The organism is Synechococcus sp. CC9605, from assembly GCF_000012625.1.
GTDB lineage: Bacteria > Cyanobacteriota > Cyanobacteriia > PCC-6307 > Cyanobiaceae > Parasynechococcus.
Genome location: NC_007516.1, coordinates 1,409,812 through 1,428,930 on the forward strand (window position 1 = coordinate 1,409,812; position 19,119 = coordinate 1,428,930).

A 19,119-nucleotide genomic window follows, 5' to 3' on the forward strand; every position below is an offset into this window, starting at 1 on the left:
CTGCTGCACTGTCAGCCCTAGAACAGCAGCTCATGCCGAGCTGTGATGGCCACCACCCCCCTCCCCAGCACGGGCGCCTTGAGCGGACTGGGGGAAACCCTGGCCTTCTTCACCCAGGCGGATTTCGCCCAGCGTCGCTTTGAGACCCACGGCGATGTATTCGAAACCAAGCTGCTGGCCCAGCGGATGGTGTTCATCCGCGGCGAACGGGCCATCGGCGACATGCTGGGGCAGGGGGATGCCCTCCAGGGCTGGTGGCCCGAAAGCGTGCGGCAACTGCTGGGCAGCCGATCGCTGGCCAACCGCAGTGGGCCAGGACACAAAGCCAGGCGCCGGGTGGTGGGGCAACTGTTTTCCAGCGCAGCACTGGCCCGCTACACCCCGTCGATCGAGCAGTTGGTGGCGGAGCTCTGCCACGAGCTGATCACCACTAACACAGCGCTGCCGCTGGCGGCACGGATGCGGCGCTTCGCCTTTGCGGTGATCGCCACCACAGTGCTGGGGCTGGATGGCGCCAGCCGTGATGCCCTGTTCGCCGACTTCGAAATCTGGACCCGGGCTCTGTTCTCAATTCCACTGGCGATTCCCGGCACCCCCTTCGCCAAGGCGATGGCGGCACGCCAAAGGCTGCTGAAGCGGATCAAGGGCGTGCTCCAAGCGGGCACCAACCAAGGCGGGCTTGATCTGCTGAGCGGCGGCCTGGATGAAGCCGGCATTCCCCTGGACGATGACGACCTGGCCGAACAGCTGCTGCTGTTGCTGTTCGCCGGCTACGAGACAACAGCCTCTTCGCTGAGCTGCCTGTTCCGGGCGCTGCTGCTCAACCCCGAGGTGGAGAGCTGGTTGCGGGACGGCCTCAATAAGGATCCAGCATCACCAAAGTTGGACGCAACGGTGATGGAGGTGATGCGGCTTACGCCTCCAGTGGGAGGCTTCTTCCGGCGCAGCCTGGCGCCGATCGAGCTGGCGGGGGTGGCTGTTCCCGAAGGCAGCGTTATTCAGGTGGTGCTAAGCCCGACGTCGGACGGCGATGACGACGATCTGGCATCATTTCGGCCGCAACGCCACCTGGATGGATCGTTCAAGCAGACGCTGCTGCCCTTTGGCGGCGGCGAACGAGTCTGCTTGGGAAAGGCCCTGGCGGAACTGGAGATCCGCCTGATGGCGGTGGGGCTGCTGCAGGCGGTGGAGCTGCAGTTGCAGCCGGGTCAAGACCTAGCGCTGCAGCTGATCCCCAGCCCCACCCCAAAAGATGGCCTGCTTGTTCAGGCAGCAGCGCGGTGACGGCGACGGCCAAGGGGTTCGATCCAGTCCACCAGCACCTCCTGGTGGCGCAGCATCGGCTCCGGCAGGCGGCAGCCAAGGTTGATCTGGCCCTGGTCCATCAGGCGTCCGAGGCGGATGGCGGCGGCTTCTTCGGGCCGATCAAAGCTGGTCTGGTGGGAGGCAAGCCAGTTCACCTCGTGCTCGGTGATCACCCCGGTGGAAAGGCTCTCCAGGAAGATTTCTCCGACGGTCATGAGAAACTTGTAACGAATTCGTTACATCCTGGCGCGGCCGGCCGGCAGCTGCGATCCAAGGCCGCTCAGGCCAGCCACTGATCGGCATCCATCACCTTTTTGATAAGCAGACCGAGGCGCTTGAACTCGGCGAAATTCACATCCTTCACCGCCTGATCCAGACCGCAATCCACCCAGGCGCCATCGCGCTTCTCCTCAATCGTGAAGTCCTGCTCGAGGCTGTCGCGGCGGATCCGGTAGGTGATGCCGTCCTCGTGGAGGTAATCGGCGGAAACAAGCTGCAGACCCATCGATCGCTCGCGTCAATCCAGCGATGGTGGCGTGAAGGTGTCGGCCACCGCAACAATCCAACGAGCCGCCGCCGCCGTCACTTGTTCCTTGGTGACGTTGAACTCCAGATCGTGCCCCTGCTCGAGCAGATCGGGAATGATCGTCTGCCAGGCCATGCCGGCGGCACTGGCATTGAGATCGCCGATCAGCACGAAGGCCTTGGCTGCCCCGGTGACGGCATCGGTGTACTCGGGATTGGCGCTCACCTTGCTGCGATACCAATCACCCACCAGATCGCGCTGGGCCTTGCTCAGAAAGGGTGGGGCGCCAACGAGGTAGGCGTCGAGCACGAGCATCGGGCTGGGAACGCTCTTGCCCGGGTGATTTAGCTCGAACCAGGCCTGACCGATGGAGGCGGCATCGGGCCAATGGCAGAGGATCGCGGCGTCCTGGCTGTCGAGGGAACGCTGACTGACCAGCTGATCGATGCGCTCGAGCAGGGCTGGCCCGGTGAGGGGCGGTTCAATGCGGGCGTGCTCGGCGCGGGCCTCATTGATCGCCTCGGCAACGGCGGCCTCGTTCTCGTTGAGCTGCTCGAGGGCCCGCTTGAGGTTGGAGTCGGCATCGGCGGGACTGGCCACGAAGCATCAAGCGGGGGCAATCCCCAAGATGTCATCCCGGAAAGCCAGCCGAAGCTGAGGCAATCAACAGGTTATTGAAAATTTTCCACCTGAAGGTTGTAAGCCGATACCAGCAGATTTTTATCCAGACAGATCTCAGCTGGAAATTGTGGCGACGCCGATTTGATCAGCCGCAAGTGAACATAAATCGGATTGTACCCCGCTCTCAGGCAGCACTCAAAGAATTTGGAGACAGCGACTTCGAGAAATTCAGTGCCAAAGAGAGGCGTCACCTGGCCGCTTTCGTGCACCAATAGCCCGAAGTAATGCATCCACAAGCCAAAGAACTCGGGGACTTTACGTAAATGAGGATGATTCTCAATGAGTAGTAATACACACGAAAAAAGCAGGAGGGTTGCCCCTCCTGCCCTTACGACTCAACGCATCGCTGCAGGCAGCAATGAATCAGAAGCGGCCGTAGTTGAACTTGCCGCCATACATGCGGCGGTAAGCAGCGTTGCGGGGGTTGCTTACGGCGTTCGTGTAGGAGAAACCACCACGATCGCTGTCGTCTGAATAGACAGCAGCTGCTGCGAAGGAATTGAGATCCATGCTGAAACGCTTCACCAGGGAGGGACCGGTGTACATGGCGTTTTCAGAGCTGGCATTGGCCGGAGTGATTTCGGCCATGCCAACGAAGGTGGAGCAGGAAGCCCGTGCTTCCGACTTGAAACCACGCAGATAGGGAACCGTGTCGGTTCCGAAGGTTTCGAGGTACTCCTCCGAGCGGACGAGGCTGTCAACGAAAGCGTCGAAACCCTCTGCAGCGATCAGCTGAATGCCAGCACTCACTTCCTTCTGATTGATGGGAGGGCGCCCCAGCAGGTGCTTGGTGGTGAGCTCGATACCGCGCATGGGAGACACGGCGTGGAAAAACTTGTTCTTGTACAGCTCAGATTTCACAAGGCCTGCCATGAAGCCCTGAACGTTGATGCGGCCGTCACAGAGGAAGGCTTCAAGCGAGACAAGACGCTGGTTGTCGGAGATGCCGATGTTGCCAAACACCTGCTTGTAGCCAGCGGTGATGGCAGCTTCCAGAGCCTGGCTGCCCGTGGAGGCATAGGAGTGGTTGATCGCCGAGTAGGGGCACTCCTCATGGATCCGGGGGCCCATACCAATGCCCATAGCGGCGCACTGGTTTTGCTTGTACTCAGCAGGTGTAGATGCCGCCTTGCCCTTGTTCGAGCTGGCACTTTTGGCTGCATCCACGGAGTTCGCAAAGGCGAACGACACCCGCTGTTCGTGGGTGAAATCCCGCTTGTACTTCAGGGCTGGCATCCGAGAAAACAGTGAAATCAAATCAAAGATATGGCGATCGCTTCATCTATGGAGATGAACTTAGTAATAGTTAAAAGCTGCGTTACAGCAGCAATAGGCATTCATTGCTTCAGGCCAAAACAAAAGCCTGATCCCGGCCAGAACGCAGGCTCATCCAAGGGTGTTGGCCATAACCCTCGGGAAGGGTTGGTCTTGAATCTCAGCCGCCGTTGCAGTAGCGAACCGCTTCCGCCTGGGAGCGACCCTCGGCCACAACTGTTTCTACGCAGCCGTTGAACAGGCGGCTCTCCTGCTTCACGGCGCAAAGGCCAACGGCAATGGCCGCCTAAGACACAGCCAAAACCACAGTGGCGGAGATCTAAACCAGGCCATAGGCGAGCATCGCCCGCTTCTTGCCGCAGCAGGACTGCTGGTTGGAGGTTTCCTCGGGCATCACACAAAATCAACGCCGAGACTCTATGGATCAAGCGTTGGCAACCGAAGCAAAATCACGACCGTGATCACCGAACAGCCCCCAGGACTCAGCCGAGGGGATCGATCAAGCCGTAAAGCAACGCCATTACCGCCAATTGGGTGCGATCAGCGGCACCCAACTTGTCTTTGGCGTTCACCACGTGGGTCTTCACCGTTTCCACCGAGATGCCGAGGCTGCTGCCGATGCCCTGGTTGGTGAGGCCGCGGGCCACGCCTGCCACCACTTCCATTTCTAGCTCGGTGAGCTCTTCAATCAACGGCGGCAGGTGGGGTTCGGCGCCTGGGCCGCACCGAGCTGGCGAATCTCCTCGGGGAGATACACCCCACCTTCGGAAAGGGTTTGGAGGGCTTGAACGAAATCGCCCTTGCCGGTGCCGAGGCTTGATTTGAAGATCACCGCATCGGCGTAGGCCTGCATCGCCTCCTGCACCACGGCCTGGGTTTCGCGCACCAGCACGATCAACAACTGGCAGGTGGGCAGCTCCGCCTTCACCCGCCGCAGCAGGTTCATGCCGTAGCCGGTCTCCAGATCCGACGTGCAGATCAGCAGGCTCGGCTTGTGGCGCAGCACCAGTTCCAAGCCCTCCTCTTCGGTGGTGGCGGCACCCACCCCGGCACGGCGGATCGGCTCCGCCAGACACAGGCAAGTCAGGGTGAAACGATCGCCGCAGCAGGCCACCACCCGCTGGGTCTTGAAAAAAATGCGCCGTCACTTCGACGGCTTCACTCAACGCGCGCGACTCGAGCCGCAGCTCTATCCCAGGCTCTTCAGATGCCCTTCTTTTAGGGCTTTTGGATGGCTCAGCTGCAGAGCCATCACGCCCACCATCGCGACGAACAACGCCACGGATGCAGTGGGGATAGCGCTCACGCCCCAGACGCCAGGCCAGGGCGGCATCGACCACCTGCACCGTTTCGGTGTGCAGCTCGCCCTTGCGCTGAAGAATCAGGTCATAAAAAGGAGACATGCAAACCGACGGCGCACTTCCTTAATTCACCAGCACGCCAATGGATTCCACATCCCTCAGTTGAGGGAGAGAGCAACACTCGCAACTCACTTGTTGGAGGGATGCGCACACCAAGCAGCGCACAAATAATGAAAAAGGCCAGGCATATCCATGCCCTCCCGCCTAATCGCACCAAGCCAGCTGTTGCTTTTCAGCATCAGCCCAGTGATCGGGGCCTGGTGGGAAGAGCTGCAGGCGCAGAAGCTGTTTGAAGGCAGCAAGCCAGCAGTGAGTGAGCTGGATCAGCAGCTGTTTGCTGATGGCCTGCGCCACGAGCAGGTGCTGCTCACCAAGCTGGAAAAGGCAGGCCGCAGCATTGCCCGGCTCCCCGGCAAACAAACGACAGCGAACAGAGCGCTCCTGCCTTGATCGAGTGCTACCCCCATGTGGCCCTGCTGGCCTTGCTCAAGAGGGACTACCAAGTGCCCTACGAGGTGAGCCGCTCCGGCAAATACTGGAAAGCCGAAAAGCTGACGCGCAGCGAGCGGATTGAACGGCTGCTCGAACAATTCCAAGCCATCAAAACCGGACTCAATAAACACATCAGCGGCATCCCGGACTTCATCCCAGCGCCCTACGAGGTGTCAACGCTGGCGTCGCTCAAACCAGTGGAAGACATGCTCGATGGCCTGATCTGCGCCTGGATTGGCATCAAACACCTCGAAGGCCGAACCGTTGGCCTGGGTGATGACACCGCCGCGATCTGGGTTCCACAACAGCTCTAAGGCACCAAGCCCCCTTCGTGTCATTTGGCACAACAGCATTGAGTTGGAGTCAGCACATTTATGCTGTTGCTTCAAAGCTGTGGCCAGCTGGCTACGTCGATCCCTGCTTCAACTCGGTGACCGCGTTGGCCGCCGCGTGCAGCGCTGGCCAGAGGGATCCTGGCCTGATGCCATGCAACGCAGCCCCCGCCGGGTTCGCAGCACAGCCACGGATGTGATCATTAGCACTGCCCAGGCAGCTGTGGGGCTGGGGCGTCGGGCGGCACGCCTGGGGATGGAATCGATCAAAAGCGCCAGCAACCGATGAACAGTGGCTTGCTGGTGTTGTCTGTTTTGCTGTTCGTGGCCGGTGTCACCTTGATCAGCCTGGGCTGATTAAGCACAAGTACTCAACACGATTAAACGGATCGATCGGCGACCAAATTCAAAAAAAATGACAGCGGTTGATACAGCTTGTCTATGAAATTCGACGGATTATGGGCTTATCAAATTCCAAACACAATGGAATTCCTAGTTGCAAGCTGCTTCATTTTCCCGCTTTCTGCCCTGTGGATTCAATCCAGGGAAGACGACAACAATGAAGACGAGATGGACTTTCTCTGAATCAAGCCCAGAACAGAGGCAAGTCTGAGGTCTTCAACTCATGGGCCACAAGATCGGTGGCCAACATGGTGAGAGCGATATTCATCAGGGCAAGTGACCTGCCCTGATTTTTCAAGGTAACAGCTCCTTTTCTGGTCAATTCCAGACGTTTTCCCAGAAGACATGCATTAGCTCTGAGCCGACGCATGCTTTTAAAGGCCAAAAGCCTTGGCAATCCGAGTGATCCAAAGAAGATTGTATGGACTTTGCCTGAATCAAGCTCTGGAGGACGGCAAGGCCGAGCACTTCAATTCATGGGCCAGAAGATCGGTGGCCAACATGGTGAGAGCAACACCCATCAGGGCAATAGCTATGCCCTGATTTTTGTCTGACGCAATAGTTACGTTCCTGGACAATTCCAGATGTTTTTCCCAGGAGAAATGCATCAGCTCCAGGCCAATACATCTTTTCTAAGGCCATAAGCCTTTGCGATCAGAGTGATCAGCGGCATTCAGAAATGTTCTGTAATGAAAGCAATGTATTGAGATGAGCATTCTTTCCTCAAATCGGTTGCAAATACTACGTTTTTGATTTGCAACAACAAAAGTTCTCGGGTACGTTCCGCACACAAAGCCACAAGCCAATGGAACCAATCGCGTTGACTCTGGGCCAAAAGTTTGAGATCGAGAAATTCTCACGCGAGATCGACAACTCAGATGATCTTTCTGCCCTGAAAAGCATTGCCAAAGACCTCTTGGTGGCGTGGCAACAACAGCAGGCCGCCTCAGCATGGATTGTGCGCCAGCAGTCCCAGGGCCTCTGAAATCATCTCCTTTCGCTCTTAGCGCCAATGGAAGGCAACCAAATGATCACCACACTTACGTTGGAGAGAGATGTTCTGCGTCTTCTGCACCGTGTCGTGGCTGAAGCTCACGACAACTGGCCCGGCGGTGACGCCAACGAACAGGCCTGCCTGTTGAACATGAAGACCCAGCTCTATGCGGCATTGATGGACCACCTGCTCGAATCAGGTTCCATCTGAGCTTTGTTCAGCATTAAATCTGTACTTTTCCCTTACCCAGTAGAAAAGCTCATGTGTGGGAAGCAGCCGCGGCAGCAGAATTGATCTGGCCGGGGAGTTCCCATGCAATCTGATCGCTCCCGTCTGCGCGAACTCGAGATCCGTGTCGCCAACCCGCAGCACTGGAGTTCCGGCGAACACCAGATCGATGTTGAAAACCTGAGGCAGCTGCGCTTTCAGATCGAGGATCAACTCAAGAAACTGCGCCAGCACAACCAGCCATCCGCTTGATCAGGCTGCTGGGCCTGCACCCCCCTGGGGGTCGTTCTGCGTTCGGCTGCGGATGAACTCCCAGGCCTCGTCCGCTGAGTCCGAGAAATGAATCAGATCGAGATCGTCATCTGAGATCAAGCCCGTCTCGGCGAGGTAGTCGAAATCCACCAGCCTCCTCCAAAACTCTGTTCCAAACAGCACGATGGGCATGCTGCCTTTGGTGCCCACTTGCCGCAGGGTGAGCAGCTCAAACAGTTCATCAAGCGTGCCGAAGCCACCCGGGAAAAGGATGGCGCCAATCGAGCGCATCACAAAATGGAATTTGCGCAGTGAGAAGTAGTTGAACTTGAAGCAAAGATCGGGGGTGATGTAGGGATTGGGGTGTTGTTCAAACGGCAGCGTGATATTCAGCCCGATCGAGCGACAGCCGACCTCAAAGGCACCCCGGTTGGCGGCTTCCATGATTCCCGGGCCACCGCCGGTCACGATCACATGGGATGAGCATCCATGGCTTTCCCCCTTATTGGCCTGCCCGTGCTGGGACGCCAATGAGGCGAATTCCCGTGCTGCATCGTAAAAACGGGACAACTCCACAAGCTGTTTCGCATGGACGACTTGTCGCTTTAACACCGGTGAGCCTGGAGTTTCACTAAGCCGTTGCTCGGCTTGCGCCAGCTTCGCTGCTGCAGTGTCGTTGTCGATAATCCTGGCACCACCAAAAACAATGATCGTCGATTCGATCCCGGCTGTTTCCAGATGCAGATCCGGCTTGGTGATTTCAAGCAGCATGCGCACACCACGCATGGCATTGCTGTTCAGCAAGTCGGGATCTTCATGGGCAATTCGGTAGGTGGGGGACATCAGAATCGCGCCCAGGTTGGCTTGCTCAGGGGTTGAGGTGCCTGAGAATTGAGTCATCGGTTCAACAGTCATGGGTGTCAGTGATGTCGGCGGTATCGGCTATTTCGTCTTGCGTCAGAGGGTGTTGGCCGCCAGTTCAGCCAGTTCACTGCGCTCACCTTTGGTGAGGGTCATGTGTCCCACCAGGGGCTGACCTTTGAGCTTTTCCACCAGCCAGGTGAGCCCGTTGCTTTCGGCATCCACATAGGGATTGTCGATTTGATAAGGGTCACCGGTGAAGACAACCTTGGTTCCTTCCCCCACCCGCGTCACGATCGTCTTCACTTCCAGGGGCGTGAGGTTTTGCGCCTCATCCACCACCAGGAACTGATTGGGAATCGATCGGCCGCGGATGGTGTTGATCGCTTCAACCTCAAGCAAGCCCATGCCTTGCAAGTCAGCCCAGGCGTTGCGTGGTTCGCAGTGCCGTTGTTTCTTCGTCTGCTCAGCCTCCCCGCCGGGAGACGAACCTGTGATGAAGTCGATGTTGTCGATGATCGGCTTCGTCCAAGGGCCGAGTTTCTCCTCAAGCGTGCCCGGCAGGTAGCCGATGTCTTTGCCGAGGGAAATCGGTGGGCGCGTCACCAACAGGCGGGCGTAGTGATGGGTGTCGGCCACCTGGTGCAAACCTGCGGCGATGGCCAGCAACGTTTTGCCTGTGCCGGCCTTGCCCACCAAGGTCACCAGAGCGACCGAGGGATCGAGCAGCAGATCCAGCGCAAAGCTTTGCTCGCGATTTCTCGCCTTGATCCGTCCCAGGTGGGCGCGTTTCAGCCAGTGCAGCGGCTTGATGATGTTGCTGTTGCCTTGATGCCGGGCAAGCAGGGTGTGGCTGTCGTTGTGCTGATCCACCAGCACCACACCTTCATTGGCCTGGAGATGCTGCCCCTCGGGATCGGCGACAGCTTCCAAAGGGAGTTGATCCTCGTCATGCAGGGTCTTGATCGTCTCCGCATCGGTGCTGAGTTGTCGGAACCCTGCGTAGAGATCGTCGATCGAGACGTTGTCGTTGACGTAGTCCTCGGCCTGCAGGCCCACCGCATCAGCCTTGATTCGCAGGTTGATGTCTTTGCTGATCAGCACAACCTCAGGTGCCTTCGTCAGCCCGCTGCATCGCATCTGCTCGAGGGCCACCGCAAGGATGTTGTTGTCGCCGCCTCCCCCCTGCAGTTCTGCCGGCAAGGCGTTGAGAGCTTGGGCCTGACAGAACACCACCTGCAGGATGCCGTGATTCGTGCCCTCAATCGGAACGCCATCGGCAAGGCTTCCGCGGGCTCGGTAGGAATCCAGGAGCCTTGAAATCCGCCGAGCGTTGCGGCCTTTTTCAGAGTGATCCTTTTTGAAGCGATCGATTTCTTCAACCACTTGGATGGGGATCACAACCCTGAGATCACCAAAGCGGTGCGGCGCCTCAGGATCATGGAGCAGCACATTCGTGTCGAGAACAACAATTTTGTCTTTCATTGAACCTCACCATTGGTGGATCAATTGGTGTTGAAAAGACCAACAAGATCGTGACCAAAAAAATCACTACAGCAGACCCCTTTCTCTCCGCAGGAAAGACGCAGGGAGAAAGCAGATTGCAACAACAAAACCAGGCAGGTCAACCAGGGTTTATTGCTTAAACCAAAGGCAATCGATTGCGTTGCCTTGATGACGTCAACTACGACGTACTGAGCTCAGTCGTCTTAGATCTTGCACCCAGGTGTAGTGGGGGATGTGTCGCAACGTTCTTCCCAATACAGATCGTGCTGAGATTTCATCGCTTGCTTGGGTTCGTCAGCCAGCACTGGCTGTGTTTTGTCAAATGCATTGAGGGGAATGCAGAGATCGAAAAAACCTGAACAGATCGTGACCATCTCTCTCCTTGTCGCTGACTTATCTCTACTCCTCTCACCTCCAGAATCAATAGGTACTTAACCCATTCCTTTACACAAAATAAATGCTCTTCCCGGAAGGAGAAAGGCAATTGGGTTACTCAGATGGATGGACTCATCCGCGCTTTGAACACTTGTTAGTTGATTGGTCAAGCAGCCTGCTGATTGCCTGAATCTTCTTCCTCGGAACGGATGAAACGCTTGCGTTGAGCGGATTCATTGCCAGACAGATCGTTCGCCTTTGAAGGCTCAACGGGTTTGCGCTTGGGTTTGTCCATGCCCATCAAAAGGGGATGGATACCTCTCCTGCTCATTGAAGTTTCCTCTTATTCAGATCTCGCGTCGTGGTCTCACGGCCCATTCGCGTGGGCCAACTATCGCGCAGAACAGTTGCAGACGCGCTCCGCAATGCTTAAGAGAATCTTGCGAGTCGCCCAGAAAGACCAGCCTCAGAAGGACTAAAGCAGCAAAGTGAGTCCACGAATCGAACACAACGCCCTACAGGGTGCTCCGATGATTTGCATTCGAACCAGCCTCACCGCGGCAGGCCTCGCCATCGCCACCGCCATTCCTGCAAGCGCTGAGATCGTTGCCTCAACATGCCGACTGCTCAGCTACAACGGCCCCAACACCAGCGTGGAAACCTTCCGCTGTGATTTCATGCAGCGCGGCGGCAACGTGATGGTGAACAGTGCTAAGCATGAGTTCAGCTTTCTGGCTGCTGAGCAGGGCGAGACGTACATCCGCATCAACTCGATCCCGCTGCGCTTCACCCGCACAGGGGAGTACACCCTGGAAGTGACCCAATCGCCTTGGTTGCGATGACTGTTGCGAGGACCACCCCAAATGGGGGTATCGAGAATCGGATGCACAAGAGTTGATTGATTCAGCCGGCGGCAGATCCTGCAGTCAGTCGCCGGTCGTCGAGTGAATGCCCTGAGGCCCTCCATGCTCTTGGGGTTTTCCTCCTCGAATCCGAGAGAGTTTTGAAACTGACTCTTTCGGATGAATAAAGGAAGCCCTGGAGCCGTCACTCCAGGGTTTTCTCGTTTGGGAGGAGCTTGCGGTGTGAGGAACGCGCAAGGAAAAAGCCACAAGAGAAGGAAGCCACCCTCCCCGATTGCCTGTCGCCATGAAGACAAGATCGTGCGTGGATAAAAGCGCGACCAACCAATGAGTATCGGGTGGTTACGCAGTTCAGGATTTCTTCCGTGAATCTTCAGGGAGCATTGCCTCAGCAGACATCTCGATGCCCATAGCTTTCAAGCAGTATCACGCTCCCATATGTGCCCACTTGACCTTTCCAGTCTCAAGTGGGGCGATGACGGCGAGTTGTCTCCCAACGACACCCTCAACCTGGTGGAGCGATTGGCCAGAGCAGAAGAAATAAGCCGGGGGGCAGACCAATCGAGTCTCAACTCCAGTTCCCTTCCTCAGGAGGAACGATCACAAGAGTCCTGATTTGAACGGCTTAACCAACCAGCCGGTCATCGGAATTCAAAAGCGCCTTTCCTTTCGCAACCCTCACCACTTCGCCTGAGAGCCCAGGGCTTTGATAAAGGACGCGATACACGTTCGTGAAAGCAATCGATTTAGCGCGTGCATTCACAAACGCCTTGAACTCAGTTTTGAAGCACTGTTCTTGAACCCATTGGTCGGGCCCATCGCTTCGCTCAACGCAGTACATCGTTTGGAGCACAGAACATACGCAGCTTGATGAGGCTGTAGCCGCTTGCCCTTGATCGACATGCCAGCTTCGGGATCACGTCTTCAATTGATGACGCCAAGCCTGGCGCCAACACTCTCAAAGGTTGTTCTTTCACCTTGAACGTCGATCAAAGGTAAAGGTGGATGCACACGACGGAATCACATCGCGTCGAGCGATGAGGGATGCGATTCCGCCACCGGTGTGCCCTCGAACGCACAGCACGGCACTTCGGTTGTATCCCCGCTCAACAGATTGAAATCGAGTCACCGACTACCGAAGCGCGTTCACGCTTCAGCCTTCAGGGCGTGATCGTCGATGCCAGTGACGATTCCAATTCTGAGACCAATTCGTGTAAACTTTCAATAAGTAGCCTCAGGTCGATGATCAAAGCTTTGTTCTCCCTGTTGTTTGCAGCAGTGATGTGGGTTCAGGTGCCGCAGTGGCAGCCGGACTGGTCGCAGTGCTCCGTTGATACCCCGGATGTGAACTGCCACTGGTACGTCACGGCACCCGACAACACTTTTGGTGAAGGCTTCAGCTGGGAGAACGCACCCTGGTTCAGTGCCGAAGGGCTTCGGGATGTGGGCGATCTGAACAACACAATGACCACGATCCACAGCCAGGCCTTTCCAGGCACCTGACGCAGCCAGCAAAGCGTCGGACCTAACCTCACTCTTTAAAGAAACTTCAGTGAACGACTACTCAGCAGCCATCACCGGTCTCATCGTGGTCACCGTGGTGATCTCTGCAGCAGTCGTTTACGTGCTGGCTCAGCCAACCGACCTGCCCAGATACAAAGAAAACAAGGACCAATAGCGGCCACCCCTTGGATGAACACTGACCGTGCCACCCACATCGCCCCGCAGGCCTGAATCCTGAACTAGGGTCGGCAGAACTTCAGCACAACCGACGTGAAAGGTCCGAACCTCGCTTTTGTAGGCGGCTCCGTAATCGTCGCGATCATGGCAGTGGTTGTTTTTATTGGAGCCGCCAACGCTGGTGACTGCCCCCGCAGCAAATCAGCCGAAGCCACCTCAGTGGAGGCCCATCACAACGCCGATGACAAGGCTGACGTTGAAGCCTGATCGGCTCCACGACTTCAGCGAAGCGTGTCAACCTCAACTGGGGTGATTGTTTGGAGCGTGCTTAACGCTTCACCAATGGTCTGGCCAACAAAGATCCCACCGGTTAGCACCGCAGCGAAACAAGCCATCCCGAGGATGAGTCCGGCTGCAATGCGAGTGGAGCTCGGTGTTTCCGCTTTTCTTTGCTCAGTGCTGAAACCCATCTGACTTACTGCGACAAACCAGTTGTGGCTCAAACCGCTGCCGGTTTCAACTGGGCAACAAATCACTGCAGTGCTTTGCCGTAAGCCCTGTTCCCATACGGTTCCCCACTGGGGTATCGAGAAATGGTTTCAGTTTTGAAGCGATTTCTTTTGATTATGCAGATCAACATCGCGTTCAGCTTGATACATACAAACGGTATCCATACGAACTCACATCAACAACCATCACGCATCTTGGGGGTTTTCGTTTGCGACCATTAGCGTCTTGCGGCTTGAAAAGACTTGTGCCTTCAAGGACTTCTCCACTCTCAGGGCCCTTCCGTGTGACCAATCCCAAACCCAAACGGTGGAGAACCGCCATCAAAGCCCGAGAGAATCAGCTGCTGACTCTCGCCAAGGAAGCTTTGCAAGCGAAGAAGGAGAGAAGAGTGATTCATTTTCTGGACTACATCGATCAAGACATCGCTGCATAGCCAGCATTTGGTGCGCCGAACCCCCAGCAGGAGGTTCTGTACCTGCTGCTAGGGGTAACAAAAAGCCCCTGGAGATCTCACCTCCAGGGGCCGGTGTCCCCCGTTTGACGACCAATCCACTTTCCTCCAGATAACTCGTGAAAGGGAGTGGGAGAACCGTTGGAAAAAGTCGTGGACACCGGCCATGGGTTGGTCGGCAACAGGCAAAAAAAGGCGGCATGGAATGCCGCCCATCTACAAGGGGACGAATGCGTCGAAGATGCTTGCGTCCCAGCGACACCACCCTCTTCAATCAGTCAGCGGTGCCGTGGGCATCGTTAACGAACTGCCAAAAAAGGGGGTGTTCCCTAAGCACCCAGATAACAACGTGGGGTTCAGCGACAGGTCGATCGGTTGTTTCATCCACAAAGGAAACGACACACCCGTCTTGCGAAGGCTTGAAGGTCACGTCTCTGCCGACGGCCGCCTCATGCAGCCATGGAATTGAACTCTTGCCGATTCTTCAAAACTTGAGCATTGATGTGCATCAAAACATTGTCTGCTTCCTGAATAAACTTTTCCCGACACCATTCGTCAGACACCCATCCAGCTGCGTCCATCAGAGTGATGTATTGATCTTCAAGCGTCACAACCTTCGAGCGGTTAATTGATCTTCGCAGGACTAACTCAGGCTGCAGTAGTTGCTGATACCTGAGACCCGATAGAAACAACAAACTCTCTTCATGTTTGGGAAGCCCAAAAAGCCCTCCGCCAAAGGCAGAGGGCTTGAAATAATCTCAGGGATGCAACCTTGTTTCCATCCCATGAGGTGTTGTCCTCACATATGAATCGTGTCTGCAAGAGAGGGAATCGGGAAGCCCGTCATGGACAGCCTTTGGCTTGTCCCTCTGCCTGGGCACCCATCACAAGGCCGTGAGTCAGAAGACGGTGGGGCGGTATCCCTACGCCCCAGACCATGTTCCAAGTTTTAAGGACGAACCGTGGGCGACACCAAAAAAAGCCCCGAGGTTTCGCGTGCGACTGGACCGACCAGCCTGCAGCAGATGGCACGTCCAAGCCTGATTCGACAGGGCTACGACAGAAATGCCCCGGGACGGCCCGAACCACTCAGGGGCGGCGAAATCAACTTCGAGCGGTCATCTGACCGGTGGTTTCGCCTGAGAAGGACCTGCAGAGCCTCTCAGCTCCGACCAACGGCCTTGGCAAGGGACTGCTCCATGCGGAGATACAAGGGCAGGAGCTTCGAGGGGACCTGCTTGAGGAACTCACGTTCGGCTTTGACCGTGGCCAACGCATGGATCACTTGTCCCTTCTGGTCTTCGTAGCTGAAGACCTCAAGCCCTGCTGGTGAGACTTCAGCCCCAACCTTGCTCCCGTCCCTGAGTAGAAATCGCGCCACGTTCATTTGAAGCTGGAAGTGATTGTCTGATGGCTTTTCCCTTGCAGAGCGGTTGTCTGCATTCCGAGACTTGAGCTGCCTCGTCCAGCACCAGCAGGGGCTTCAGACCCTTGGAACGATGTGGGTCACAAAATCGGCGTTAACCCAGTTGATAAAGCCGGTGTCGACATCGGCCACTTGGAACAACGTTGGAGTCTTGGGGTTCCTGGCACCGCCATCGACCCAAATCACATCGGCCATCCGCCAAGCCCCATCCGTGTCAGTGACGATCACGGTCATTCCCGACTTGACATGCAGAAAGACCGGATCCGACTTAGAGGCCGAAACGCTGCTCCCATAATCAACCGCCACACCCTTTAAGCTAGTACAGAAGTACTAGCTTAAAGGGTGTGGCGGTTGATGTCATCGCATCGGTGGTTTGCAGCTCCGCGAGCCCGTTCTGAGCATGGGCCGGGTCTGAGGCCCCGGCCTTGATGTGCCTGTTGCCCTAAGGGTGTTCAGAGGACTCCCAGAGGACCTTTCTTCTTCTTGCAGTAGCCAGCACCAATGTTCACCCAACCTGACAGGCAAGCTTTGCCATTGGTTGGGGCTACTTCGTAATGGATCGGAGAGACGCACGTCGTCCCAAGGGTGTTCACGTAACCCAGAGGGCACTGATCATGACCTTCACCCTTGGGGATCTCCTTCTGAGCCAAGGCAGGAAGAGATGTGGAGGCAAGCAGTAGGCAGCTAGCGAGAAGAGCCTTCATCGCAATCAGGAGAGGAAAACGTTGCCACCTGGGTTTAGCCGATGCTGAAAGGCTTGCCTACTGCTCTTGAATCACAGCAGCCACCAGCCCAACAGCAAGCCAAGAATCAAGCCCTTCAACCAGACCAAGGCAGCCATCTGGTACTCAGATAGTCCGAACTTTCCCTTGATCCAGAAGAAGGCCTTTTGATCTGCGAACAAGAGAGCACGGACAGGCTTCCAAACAACAAGGCCATCACGTCGCCAGTTCATCAGCTCTCTTGAGCAGTGGAGTGCACCTGACAGGTTTAGGAAGAGAGGAATCAGATTTCAACAACTTGGTGCGACTCAGATCGCTTCAAGGGCCGGTGGCGGCATTGCATCCGTTTTCGCTCAACGAAATGCAACCTCGCCTATTAAGCCAACCAAGGATTTGTAACGAGCAGAACCTTTTGTCTCGTTTTCCCTGGACGCGACCAATTCACGACCTACCTGTTGGATTAGCAGGGTTGGGTCCATGAAAGCGACAAAACTAACCACCGCTCCGGAAGGCTTTGAGTACTACAGGATTTGCGACCGAGAAGGTGTCTGCCAAGTCGTCAGAGGCATGTGGGCAGCTCAGCACCTCACAGAGGACATCCGTGAGCTGAGCGCCACCAAGACAAAATATTCAGAGGATTGGGTTTAGAGCACTGGACCACATCCATCCTTGGCGCAGGTAATCCCGCCGCCTGAGCAGGACCGGCTCACCATTGGGCATCTCCCGACACTTTTTAACGGATCGGCCGACTTGTATCAAAAAAATCAAAACCAGCTGTTTAGCATCAAGCTATACCTTCTCTATGTAAATGCCTGAGGCTAAAGAATAGAAATAGCGATTAACTTTTTGAGCCATTCTTCTGCAGCTATGGCATTGGATCCCGCTGGGAAAGCTCGCATCGTCACGTCAGAAGAGCTGTCGGCCTGGTTCAACGAGCGGGTTGATCAACTCACAAAGGACAAGCGCTGGCTGGACGCCAAAGCACTCGTCAGGGAGTTCTTTCTTCAGGGACCTTCATGCCCCTGAGGCTGTCGGGAACAGGGAACTTCGGTAGACCGCGCAAAAGGTGAGCGCATGTTGACCCTGCAGGCCTTAGGGGGATCTGCACCGAGGAGTCGAGGACCACAAAGGCTCTTCCCCGCACCATTCGTTTGCACAGCGTGAGCTAGCGGCTTATGGGTCAGTCATAACTGCCTCGAGTAACCACCACCATTCAGATGAGGTGCGTAGCCCTGGCTCTGTGATGTATCCCCGTCAATGATTTAAGCCACACCAGAACAAGGACAGTGATTGGCAGCACCAAAGGAACCATGACAAGTGGCCCACCAGAAGGTCGAGGAGTGAAACAACGCTGGTCTGACTCCCTGCATCGCCAGAAGGGAGTCAGTGCAGTGACCAGCGCCCAATGGTCAACGGAACAACCATTGGAAAGAAGGAGCCTTCGTCTGCGCCTTACTGTTCCACCATGGCTTCGATGAAAGAGGCCAGCGGCCACAAATGACGCGATGAGGCGGCACTAATGATTGACCCCAATGTTGCGGCACTGAATCAACCAGTCAGAGCAAAGTCATCCGTGTCTGCTCATTACTCAGTGGCCTGCATCAACCGCACAGCGCCATAGATGAGAACCAACACACCAACAATGGCCAGGCACTCTGCAGCAGTCAGGAACAGTGTGTTGAGCATCAAACCCACCCTGCATCTGACCTTGGTTTAAGGCTGCGGCGCATCAATATGGAGAGGGTCAACCGACTTGTTTGGTTCGCTTTCCCACCGGGATCAAAAGGACGAATGTTTTCTTCAGTCAAGCCCACAACGCCACAGGCAATGCATCAACAGAGTGTTGCCACACCAGCATCAGGCTCACCGGCCAATGGGCATGGCTTCGGATCCACCAAGGGCTCTGCCTTTGGTCGCCAATTCGTACATCTCTTGGTGAATATTGTCTGATTCGTTGCTGAACCAATTGGCCAACTCTGGCTGCTCAATTATTTTGATGCCAAGATCAATGAATGAATACTCAAGGGTGATGAAGTCACCACCAACCGTGCGGTAACCAAGCTCAACAAGCATCTGACCGCTTGCAGAGGGAAGTTCAATCTGTGCTTGCGTTGCCTTGAGGCTGAGCTCCACCAACTTGCTCGCGACAGTGCCGTCTCCGGAGGCATCCCTGATTCTGATCATCAACACTGATCTATTGCTTTGCCTCAGCAAGAGCTGAGTTTGCTTCCTCAGAAGCCATTGACATGCAATGGCATTGGAGTGAACCGAGATTTTAAAAAAAGAGAGATCTTCCTTCAGATCCGGGGTGTTTTTGTGCTGCTTGAATAAACCGAGTTTCGGGAGCAGCCACTTCATCGCATCTTTTTTAAACGTGACCGTAATTAGCCCGTTTTTGGGCTGGCGCGCGAGATTCTTTTTAACGCTTAACCCGAGTATCTGTTGTTACCAAGAAGCTTGAGCGAATGACATTGTCGAAGTGTGAGCGTTGTAACGACCAAACGAAATCGATGAAAGCCATGACAGGGGAGATTTGCCAGCACGCTCCATGGCTCAAGCAGACTTGATTGCCCAGACCCCGCGCGGTTCATCCATCCAAAAAATCGAGACCAGCAAATTTCTGGTGTGCGACAGCGAGAATGTGTGCTTCTTCACGCGCAGCCTCTACCTCGCCGAGGAGCAGCTGGAGGAAATGGAGCTTGGCTACCGGTTCCCCTATTCAACCAATTTCCGCAAAGCACGCGCCTGACATATGGAGCCATTTGAGTAGCGGATTTCGCTGAATCCACTGGCTCTAATGGCTTATCTGTATCGCGTCCTGGTCTCATGCACCTAGCCGGGACGCGGACCCATGTCAGCGGCAACTGCTGGGTCCCC

At 55.9% G+C, this 19,119-nt stretch carries 28 protein-coding genes; 13 read left to right on the forward strand and 15 right to left on the reverse strand.

Annotated features, from left to right (window positions below):
- Positions 1-45: 45 nt before the first annotated feature.
- Positions 46-1,284: a cytochrome P450 gene (locus tag SYNCC9605_RS07640; protein ID WP_011364491.1), complete on the forward strand. Its 1,239-nt coding sequence runs from the start codon at positions 46-48 to the stop codon at positions 1,282-1,284.
- On the opposite strand, the gene SYNCC9605_RS07645 is transcribed toward SYNCC9605_RS07640, so the two are convergent.
- The 7 genes from SYNCC9605_RS07645 to SYNCC9605_RS15175 form a co-directional block, all read right to left on the reverse strand.
- Positions 1,266-1,520, reverse strand: coding sequence for a hypothetical protein (locus SYNCC9605_RS07645; RefSeq protein ID WP_011364492.1), 255 nt, complete (start codon positions 1,518-1,520; stop codon positions 1,266-1,268). The genes SYNCC9605_RS07640 and SYNCC9605_RS07645 overlap by 19 nt on opposite strands.
- A 65-nt stretch (positions 1,521-1,585) precedes the next feature.
- Complete coding sequence (locus SYNCC9605_RS07650) at positions 1,586-1,810, reverse strand: hypothetical protein (protein WP_011364493.1); 225 nt, start codon at positions 1,808-1,810, stop codon at positions 1,586-1,588.
- A gap of 12 nt (positions 1,811-1,822) precedes the next feature.
- Positions 1,823-2,431, reverse strand: coding sequence for a hypothetical protein (locus SYNCC9605_RS07655; protein WP_011364494.1), 609 nt, complete (start codon positions 2,429-2,431; stop codon positions 1,823-1,825).
- 444 nt (positions 2,432-2,875) lie between these two features.
- A complete protein-coding gene (locus tag SYNCC9605_RS07665) occupies positions 2,876-3,748 on the reverse strand; it encodes a phycobilisome rod-core linker polypeptide (RefSeq protein WP_011364496.1) in 873 nt (290 codons plus the stop codon).
- A gap of 521 nt (positions 3,749-4,269) precedes the next feature.
- Positions 4,270-4,479, reverse strand: coding sequence for a response regulator transcription factor (locus SYNCC9605_RS15445; RefSeq protein WP_257928588.1), 210 nt, complete (start codon positions 4,477-4,479; stop codon positions 4,270-4,272).
- Positions 4,476-4,901, reverse strand: coding sequence for a response regulator (locus SYNCC9605_RS15450; protein ID WP_257928594.1), 426 nt, complete (start codon positions 4,899-4,901; stop codon positions 4,476-4,478). Before SYNCC9605_RS15450 ends, SYNCC9605_RS15445 begins: the two co-directional genes overlap by 4 nt.
- Positions 4,902-4,976: 75 nt before the next feature.
- On the reverse strand, positions 4,977-5,120 hold the full coding sequence (locus tag SYNCC9605_RS15175) for a hypothetical protein (protein WP_198002512.1): 144 nt from the start codon (positions 5,118-5,120) through the stop codon (positions 4,977-4,979).
- Between the two features lie 220 nt (positions 5,121-5,340).
- Here SYNCC9605_RS15175 and SYNCC9605_RS07675 point away from each other — a divergent pair, with 220 nt between their 5' ends.
- From SYNCC9605_RS07675 to SYNCC9605_RS07685, 3 genes are all read left to right on the forward strand, one after another.
- Positions 5,341-5,598 (forward strand): hypothetical protein, encoded by a 258-nt coding sequence (locus tag SYNCC9605_RS07675; protein WP_011364499.1) that lies wholly within the window; start codon positions 5,341-5,343, stop codon positions 5,596-5,598.
- Positions 5,595-5,954 carry a DUF429 domain-containing protein gene (locus SYNCC9605_RS07680; protein WP_011364500.1) on the forward strand — a complete coding sequence of 120 codons (360 nt, stop codon included), beginning with the start codon at positions 5,595-5,597 and terminating at the stop codon, positions 5,952-5,954. The genes SYNCC9605_RS07675 and SYNCC9605_RS07680 overlap by 4 nt, the downstream gene beginning before the upstream one ends.
- Before the next feature lie 79 nt (positions 5,955-6,033).
- Entirely contained in the window at positions 6,034-6,261 is a 228-nt protein-coding gene (locus SYNCC9605_RS07685; RefSeq protein WP_156783054.1) for a hypothetical protein, read from the forward strand.
- Positions 6,262-6,811: 550 nt separating this feature from the next.
- Here SYNCC9605_RS07685 and SYNCC9605_RS15455 read toward each other — a convergent pair.
- Positions 6,812-6,982 carry a hypothetical protein gene (locus tag SYNCC9605_RS15455; RefSeq protein ID WP_257928603.1) on the reverse strand — a complete coding sequence of 57 codons (171 nt, stop codon included), beginning with the start codon at positions 6,980-6,982 and terminating at the stop codon, positions 6,812-6,814.
- A 197-nt stretch (positions 6,983-7,179) separates the two neighbouring features.
- On the opposite strand from SYNCC9605_RS15455, the gene SYNCC9605_RS07690 reads away from it, so the two are divergent.
- From SYNCC9605_RS07690 to SYNCC9605_RS14710, 3 genes are all read left to right on the forward strand, one after another.
- On the forward strand, positions 7,180-7,359 hold the full coding sequence (locus SYNCC9605_RS07690) for a hypothetical protein (RefSeq protein ID WP_041434842.1): 180 nt from the start codon (positions 7,180-7,182) through the stop codon (positions 7,357-7,359).
- Positions 7,360-7,401: 42 nt separating this feature from the next.
- Positions 7,402-7,578, forward strand: coding sequence for a hypothetical protein (locus tag SYNCC9605_RS15180; RefSeq protein ID WP_198002438.1), 177 nt, complete (start codon positions 7,402-7,404; stop codon positions 7,576-7,578).
- Positions 7,579-7,680: 102 nt separating this feature from the next.
- Complete coding sequence (locus tag SYNCC9605_RS14710; RefSeq protein ID WP_156783055.1) at positions 7,681-7,848, forward strand: hypothetical protein; 168 nt, start codon at positions 7,681-7,683, stop codon at positions 7,846-7,848.
- Here the strand turns inward: SYNCC9605_RS14710 and SYNCC9605_RS07700 are convergent, their stop codons facing one another.
- A complete protein-coding gene (locus SYNCC9605_RS07700) occupies positions 7,849-8,748 on the reverse strand; it encodes an LOG family protein (protein WP_049749460.1) in 900 nt (299 codons plus the stop codon). It abuts the gene before it with no gap.
- Positions 8,749-8,805: 57 nt separating this feature from the next.
- Entirely contained in the window at positions 8,806-10,194 is a 1,389-nt protein-coding gene (locus SYNCC9605_RS07705; RefSeq protein ID WP_011364505.1) for a PhoH family protein, read from the reverse strand.
- Here SYNCC9605_RS07705 and SYNCC9605_RS14715 point away from each other — a divergent pair.
- The 4 genes from SYNCC9605_RS14715 to SYNCC9605_RS15460 all read left to right on the forward strand — a co-directional run bounded on the left by SYNCC9605_RS14715 (position 10,194) and on the right by SYNCC9605_RS15460 (position 13,400).
- Positions 10,194-10,355 (forward strand): hypothetical protein, encoded by a 162-nt coding sequence (locus SYNCC9605_RS14715; RefSeq protein ID WP_156783056.1) that lies wholly within the window; start codon positions 10,194-10,196, stop codon positions 10,353-10,355. The genes SYNCC9605_RS07705 and SYNCC9605_RS14715 overlap by 1 nt on opposite strands.
- A gap of 765 nt (positions 10,356-11,120) precedes the next feature.
- Positions 11,121-11,432: a hypothetical protein gene (locus SYNCC9605_RS07710; protein ID WP_011364506.1), complete on the forward strand. Its 312-nt coding sequence runs from the start codon at positions 11,121-11,123 to the stop codon at positions 11,430-11,432.
- A gap of 1,263 nt (positions 11,433-12,695) precedes the next feature.
- Positions 12,696-12,956: a hypothetical protein gene (locus tag SYNCC9605_RS07720; protein WP_011364507.1), complete on the forward strand. Its 261-nt coding sequence runs from the start codon at positions 12,696-12,698 to the stop codon at positions 12,954-12,956.
- Positions 12,957-13,277: 321 nt separating this feature from the next.
- Positions 13,278-13,400 (forward strand): hypothetical protein, encoded by a 123-nt coding sequence (locus tag SYNCC9605_RS15460; RefSeq protein WP_255441733.1) that lies wholly within the window; start codon positions 13,278-13,280, stop codon positions 13,398-13,400.
- Between the two features lie 1,143 nt (positions 13,401-14,543).
- Here SYNCC9605_RS15460 and SYNCC9605_RS15465 read toward each other — a convergent pair.
- Positions 14,544-14,675: a hypothetical protein gene (locus SYNCC9605_RS15465; protein WP_257928611.1), complete on the reverse strand. Its 132-nt coding sequence runs from the start codon at positions 14,673-14,675 to the stop codon at positions 14,544-14,546.
- Positions 14,676-15,223: 548 nt separating this feature from the next.
- Between SYNCC9605_RS15465 and SYNCC9605_RS14720 the strand changes: the two genes are divergently transcribed.
- Entirely contained in the window at positions 15,224-15,427 is a 204-nt protein-coding gene (locus SYNCC9605_RS14720) for a hypothetical protein (RefSeq protein WP_156783058.1), read from the forward strand.
- A gap of 150 nt (positions 15,428-15,577) precedes the next feature.
- On the opposite strand, the gene SYNCC9605_RS07740 is transcribed toward SYNCC9605_RS14720, so the two are convergent.
- The 4 genes from SYNCC9605_RS07740 to SYNCC9605_RS07750 form a co-directional block, all read right to left on the reverse strand.
- The gene (locus tag SYNCC9605_RS07740) at positions 15,578-15,826 is read right to left on the reverse strand and encodes a DUF3104 domain-containing protein (protein WP_011364510.1); all 249 of its coding nucleotides are present in this window, start codon (positions 15,824-15,826) and stop codon (positions 15,578-15,580) included.
- A 146-nt stretch (positions 15,827-15,972) separates the two neighbouring features.
- Entirely contained in the window at positions 15,973-16,224 is a 252-nt protein-coding gene (locus SYNCC9605_RS15470; protein ID WP_011364511.1) for a hypothetical protein, read from the reverse strand.
- Positions 16,225-16,295: 71 nt separating this feature from the next.
- Positions 16,296-16,475 carry a hypothetical protein gene (locus SYNCC9605_RS07745; RefSeq protein WP_041434855.1) on the reverse strand — a complete coding sequence of 60 codons (180 nt, stop codon included), beginning with the start codon at positions 16,473-16,475 and terminating at the stop codon, positions 16,296-16,298.
- A 1,630-nt stretch (positions 16,476-18,105) separates the two neighbouring features.
- Complete coding sequence (locus tag SYNCC9605_RS07750; RefSeq protein ID WP_011364512.1) at positions 18,106-18,600, reverse strand: hypothetical protein; 495 nt, start codon at positions 18,598-18,600, stop codon at positions 18,106-18,108.
- A 190-nt stretch (positions 18,601-18,790) separates the two neighbouring features.
- Here SYNCC9605_RS07750 and SYNCC9605_RS07755 point away from each other — a divergent pair, with 190 nt between their 5' ends.
- Positions 18,791-18,991, forward strand: a complete 201-nt coding sequence (locus SYNCC9605_RS07755) for a hypothetical protein (RefSeq protein WP_083757070.1) — start codon at positions 18,791-18,793, stop codon at positions 18,989-18,991.
- Positions 18,992-19,119: the final 128 nt, after the last annotated feature.

What these genes read in the sequence shown, in the direction of transcription:
- SYNCC9605_RS07705 (WP_011364505.1), bottom strand. Translation starts at nt 10,194, where the DNA reads ATGAAAGACAAAATTGTTGTTCTCGACACGAATGTGCTGCTCCATGAT.
- SYNCC9605_RS15460 (WP_255441733.1), top strand. Translation starts at nt 13,278, where the DNA reads ATGGCAGTGGTTGTTTTTATTGGAGCCGCCAACGCTGGTGACTGCCCC.
- SYNCC9605_RS07745 (WP_041434855.1), bottom strand. Translation starts at nt 16,475, where the DNA reads ATGAACTGGCGACGTGATGGCCTTGTTGTTTGGAAGCCTGTCCGTGCT.
- SYNCC9605_RS14710 (WP_156783055.1), top strand. Translation starts at nt 7,681, where the DNA reads ATGCAATCTGATCGCTCCCGTCTGCGCGAACTCGAGATCCGTGTCGCC.
- SYNCC9605_RS15465 (WP_257928611.1), bottom strand. Translation starts at nt 14,675, where the DNA reads ATGGACGCAGCTGGATGGGTGTCTGACGAATGGTGTCGGGAAAAGTTT.
- SYNCC9605_RS07750 (WP_011364512.1), bottom strand. Translation starts at nt 18,600, where the DNA reads ATGAAGTGGCTGCTCCCGAAACTCGGTTTATTCAAGCAGCACAAAAAC.
- SYNCC9605_RS15470 (WP_011364511.1), bottom strand. Translation starts at nt 16,224, where the DNA reads ATGAAGGCTCTTCTCGCTAGCTGCCTACTGCTTGCCTCCACATCTCTT.
- SYNCC9605_RS07700 (WP_049749460.1), bottom strand. Translation starts at nt 8,748, where the DNA reads ATGACTCAATTCTCAGGCACCTCAACCCCTGAGCAAGCCAACCTGGGC.
- SYNCC9605_RS07675 (WP_011364499.1), top strand. Translation starts at nt 5,341, where the DNA reads ATGCCCTCCCGCCTAATCGCACCAAGCCAGCTGTTGCTTTTCAGCATC.
- SYNCC9605_RS07665 (WP_011364496.1), bottom strand. Translation starts at nt 3,748, where the DNA reads ATGCCAGCCCTGAAGTACAAGCGGGATTTCACCCACGAACAGCGGGTG.
- SYNCC9605_RS07645 (WP_011364492.1), bottom strand. Translation starts at nt 1,520, where the DNA reads ATGACCGTCGGAGAAATCTTCCTGGAGAGCCTTTCCACCGGGGTGATC.
- SYNCC9605_RS07755 (WP_083757070.1), top strand. Translation starts at nt 18,791, where the DNA reads ATGGCTCAAGCAGACTTGATTGCCCAGACCCCGCGCGGTTCATCCATC.
- SYNCC9605_RS15455 (WP_257928603.1), bottom strand. Translation starts at nt 6,982, where the DNA reads ATGCATTTCTCCTGGGAAAAACATCTGGAATTGTCCAGGAACGTAACT.
- SYNCC9605_RS07710 (WP_011364506.1), top strand. Translation starts at nt 11,121, where the DNA reads ATGATTTGCATTCGAACCAGCCTCACCGCGGCAGGCCTCGCCATCGCC.
- SYNCC9605_RS07640 (WP_011364491.1), top strand. Translation starts at nt 46, where the DNA reads ATGGCCACCACCCCCCTCCCCAGCACGGGCGCCTTGAGCGGACTGGGG.
- SYNCC9605_RS15175 (WP_198002512.1), bottom strand. Translation starts at nt 5,120, where the DNA reads ATGCCGCCCTGGCCTGGCGTCTGGGGCGTGAGCGCTATCCCCACTGCA.
- SYNCC9605_RS07650 (WP_011364493.1), bottom strand. Translation starts at nt 1,810, where the DNA reads ATGGGTCTGCAGCTTGTTTCCGCCGATTACCTCCACGAGGACGGCATC.
- SYNCC9605_RS07720 (WP_011364507.1), top strand. Translation starts at nt 12,696, where the DNA reads ATGATCAAAGCTTTGTTCTCCCTGTTGTTTGCAGCAGTGATGTGGGTT.
- SYNCC9605_RS07690 (WP_041434842.1), top strand. Translation starts at nt 7,180, where the DNA reads ATGGAACCAATCGCGTTGACTCTGGGCCAAAAGTTTGAGATCGAGAAA.
- SYNCC9605_RS15180 (WP_198002438.1), top strand. Translation starts at nt 7,402, where the DNA reads ATGATCACCACACTTACGTTGGAGAGAGATGTTCTGCGTCTTCTGCAC.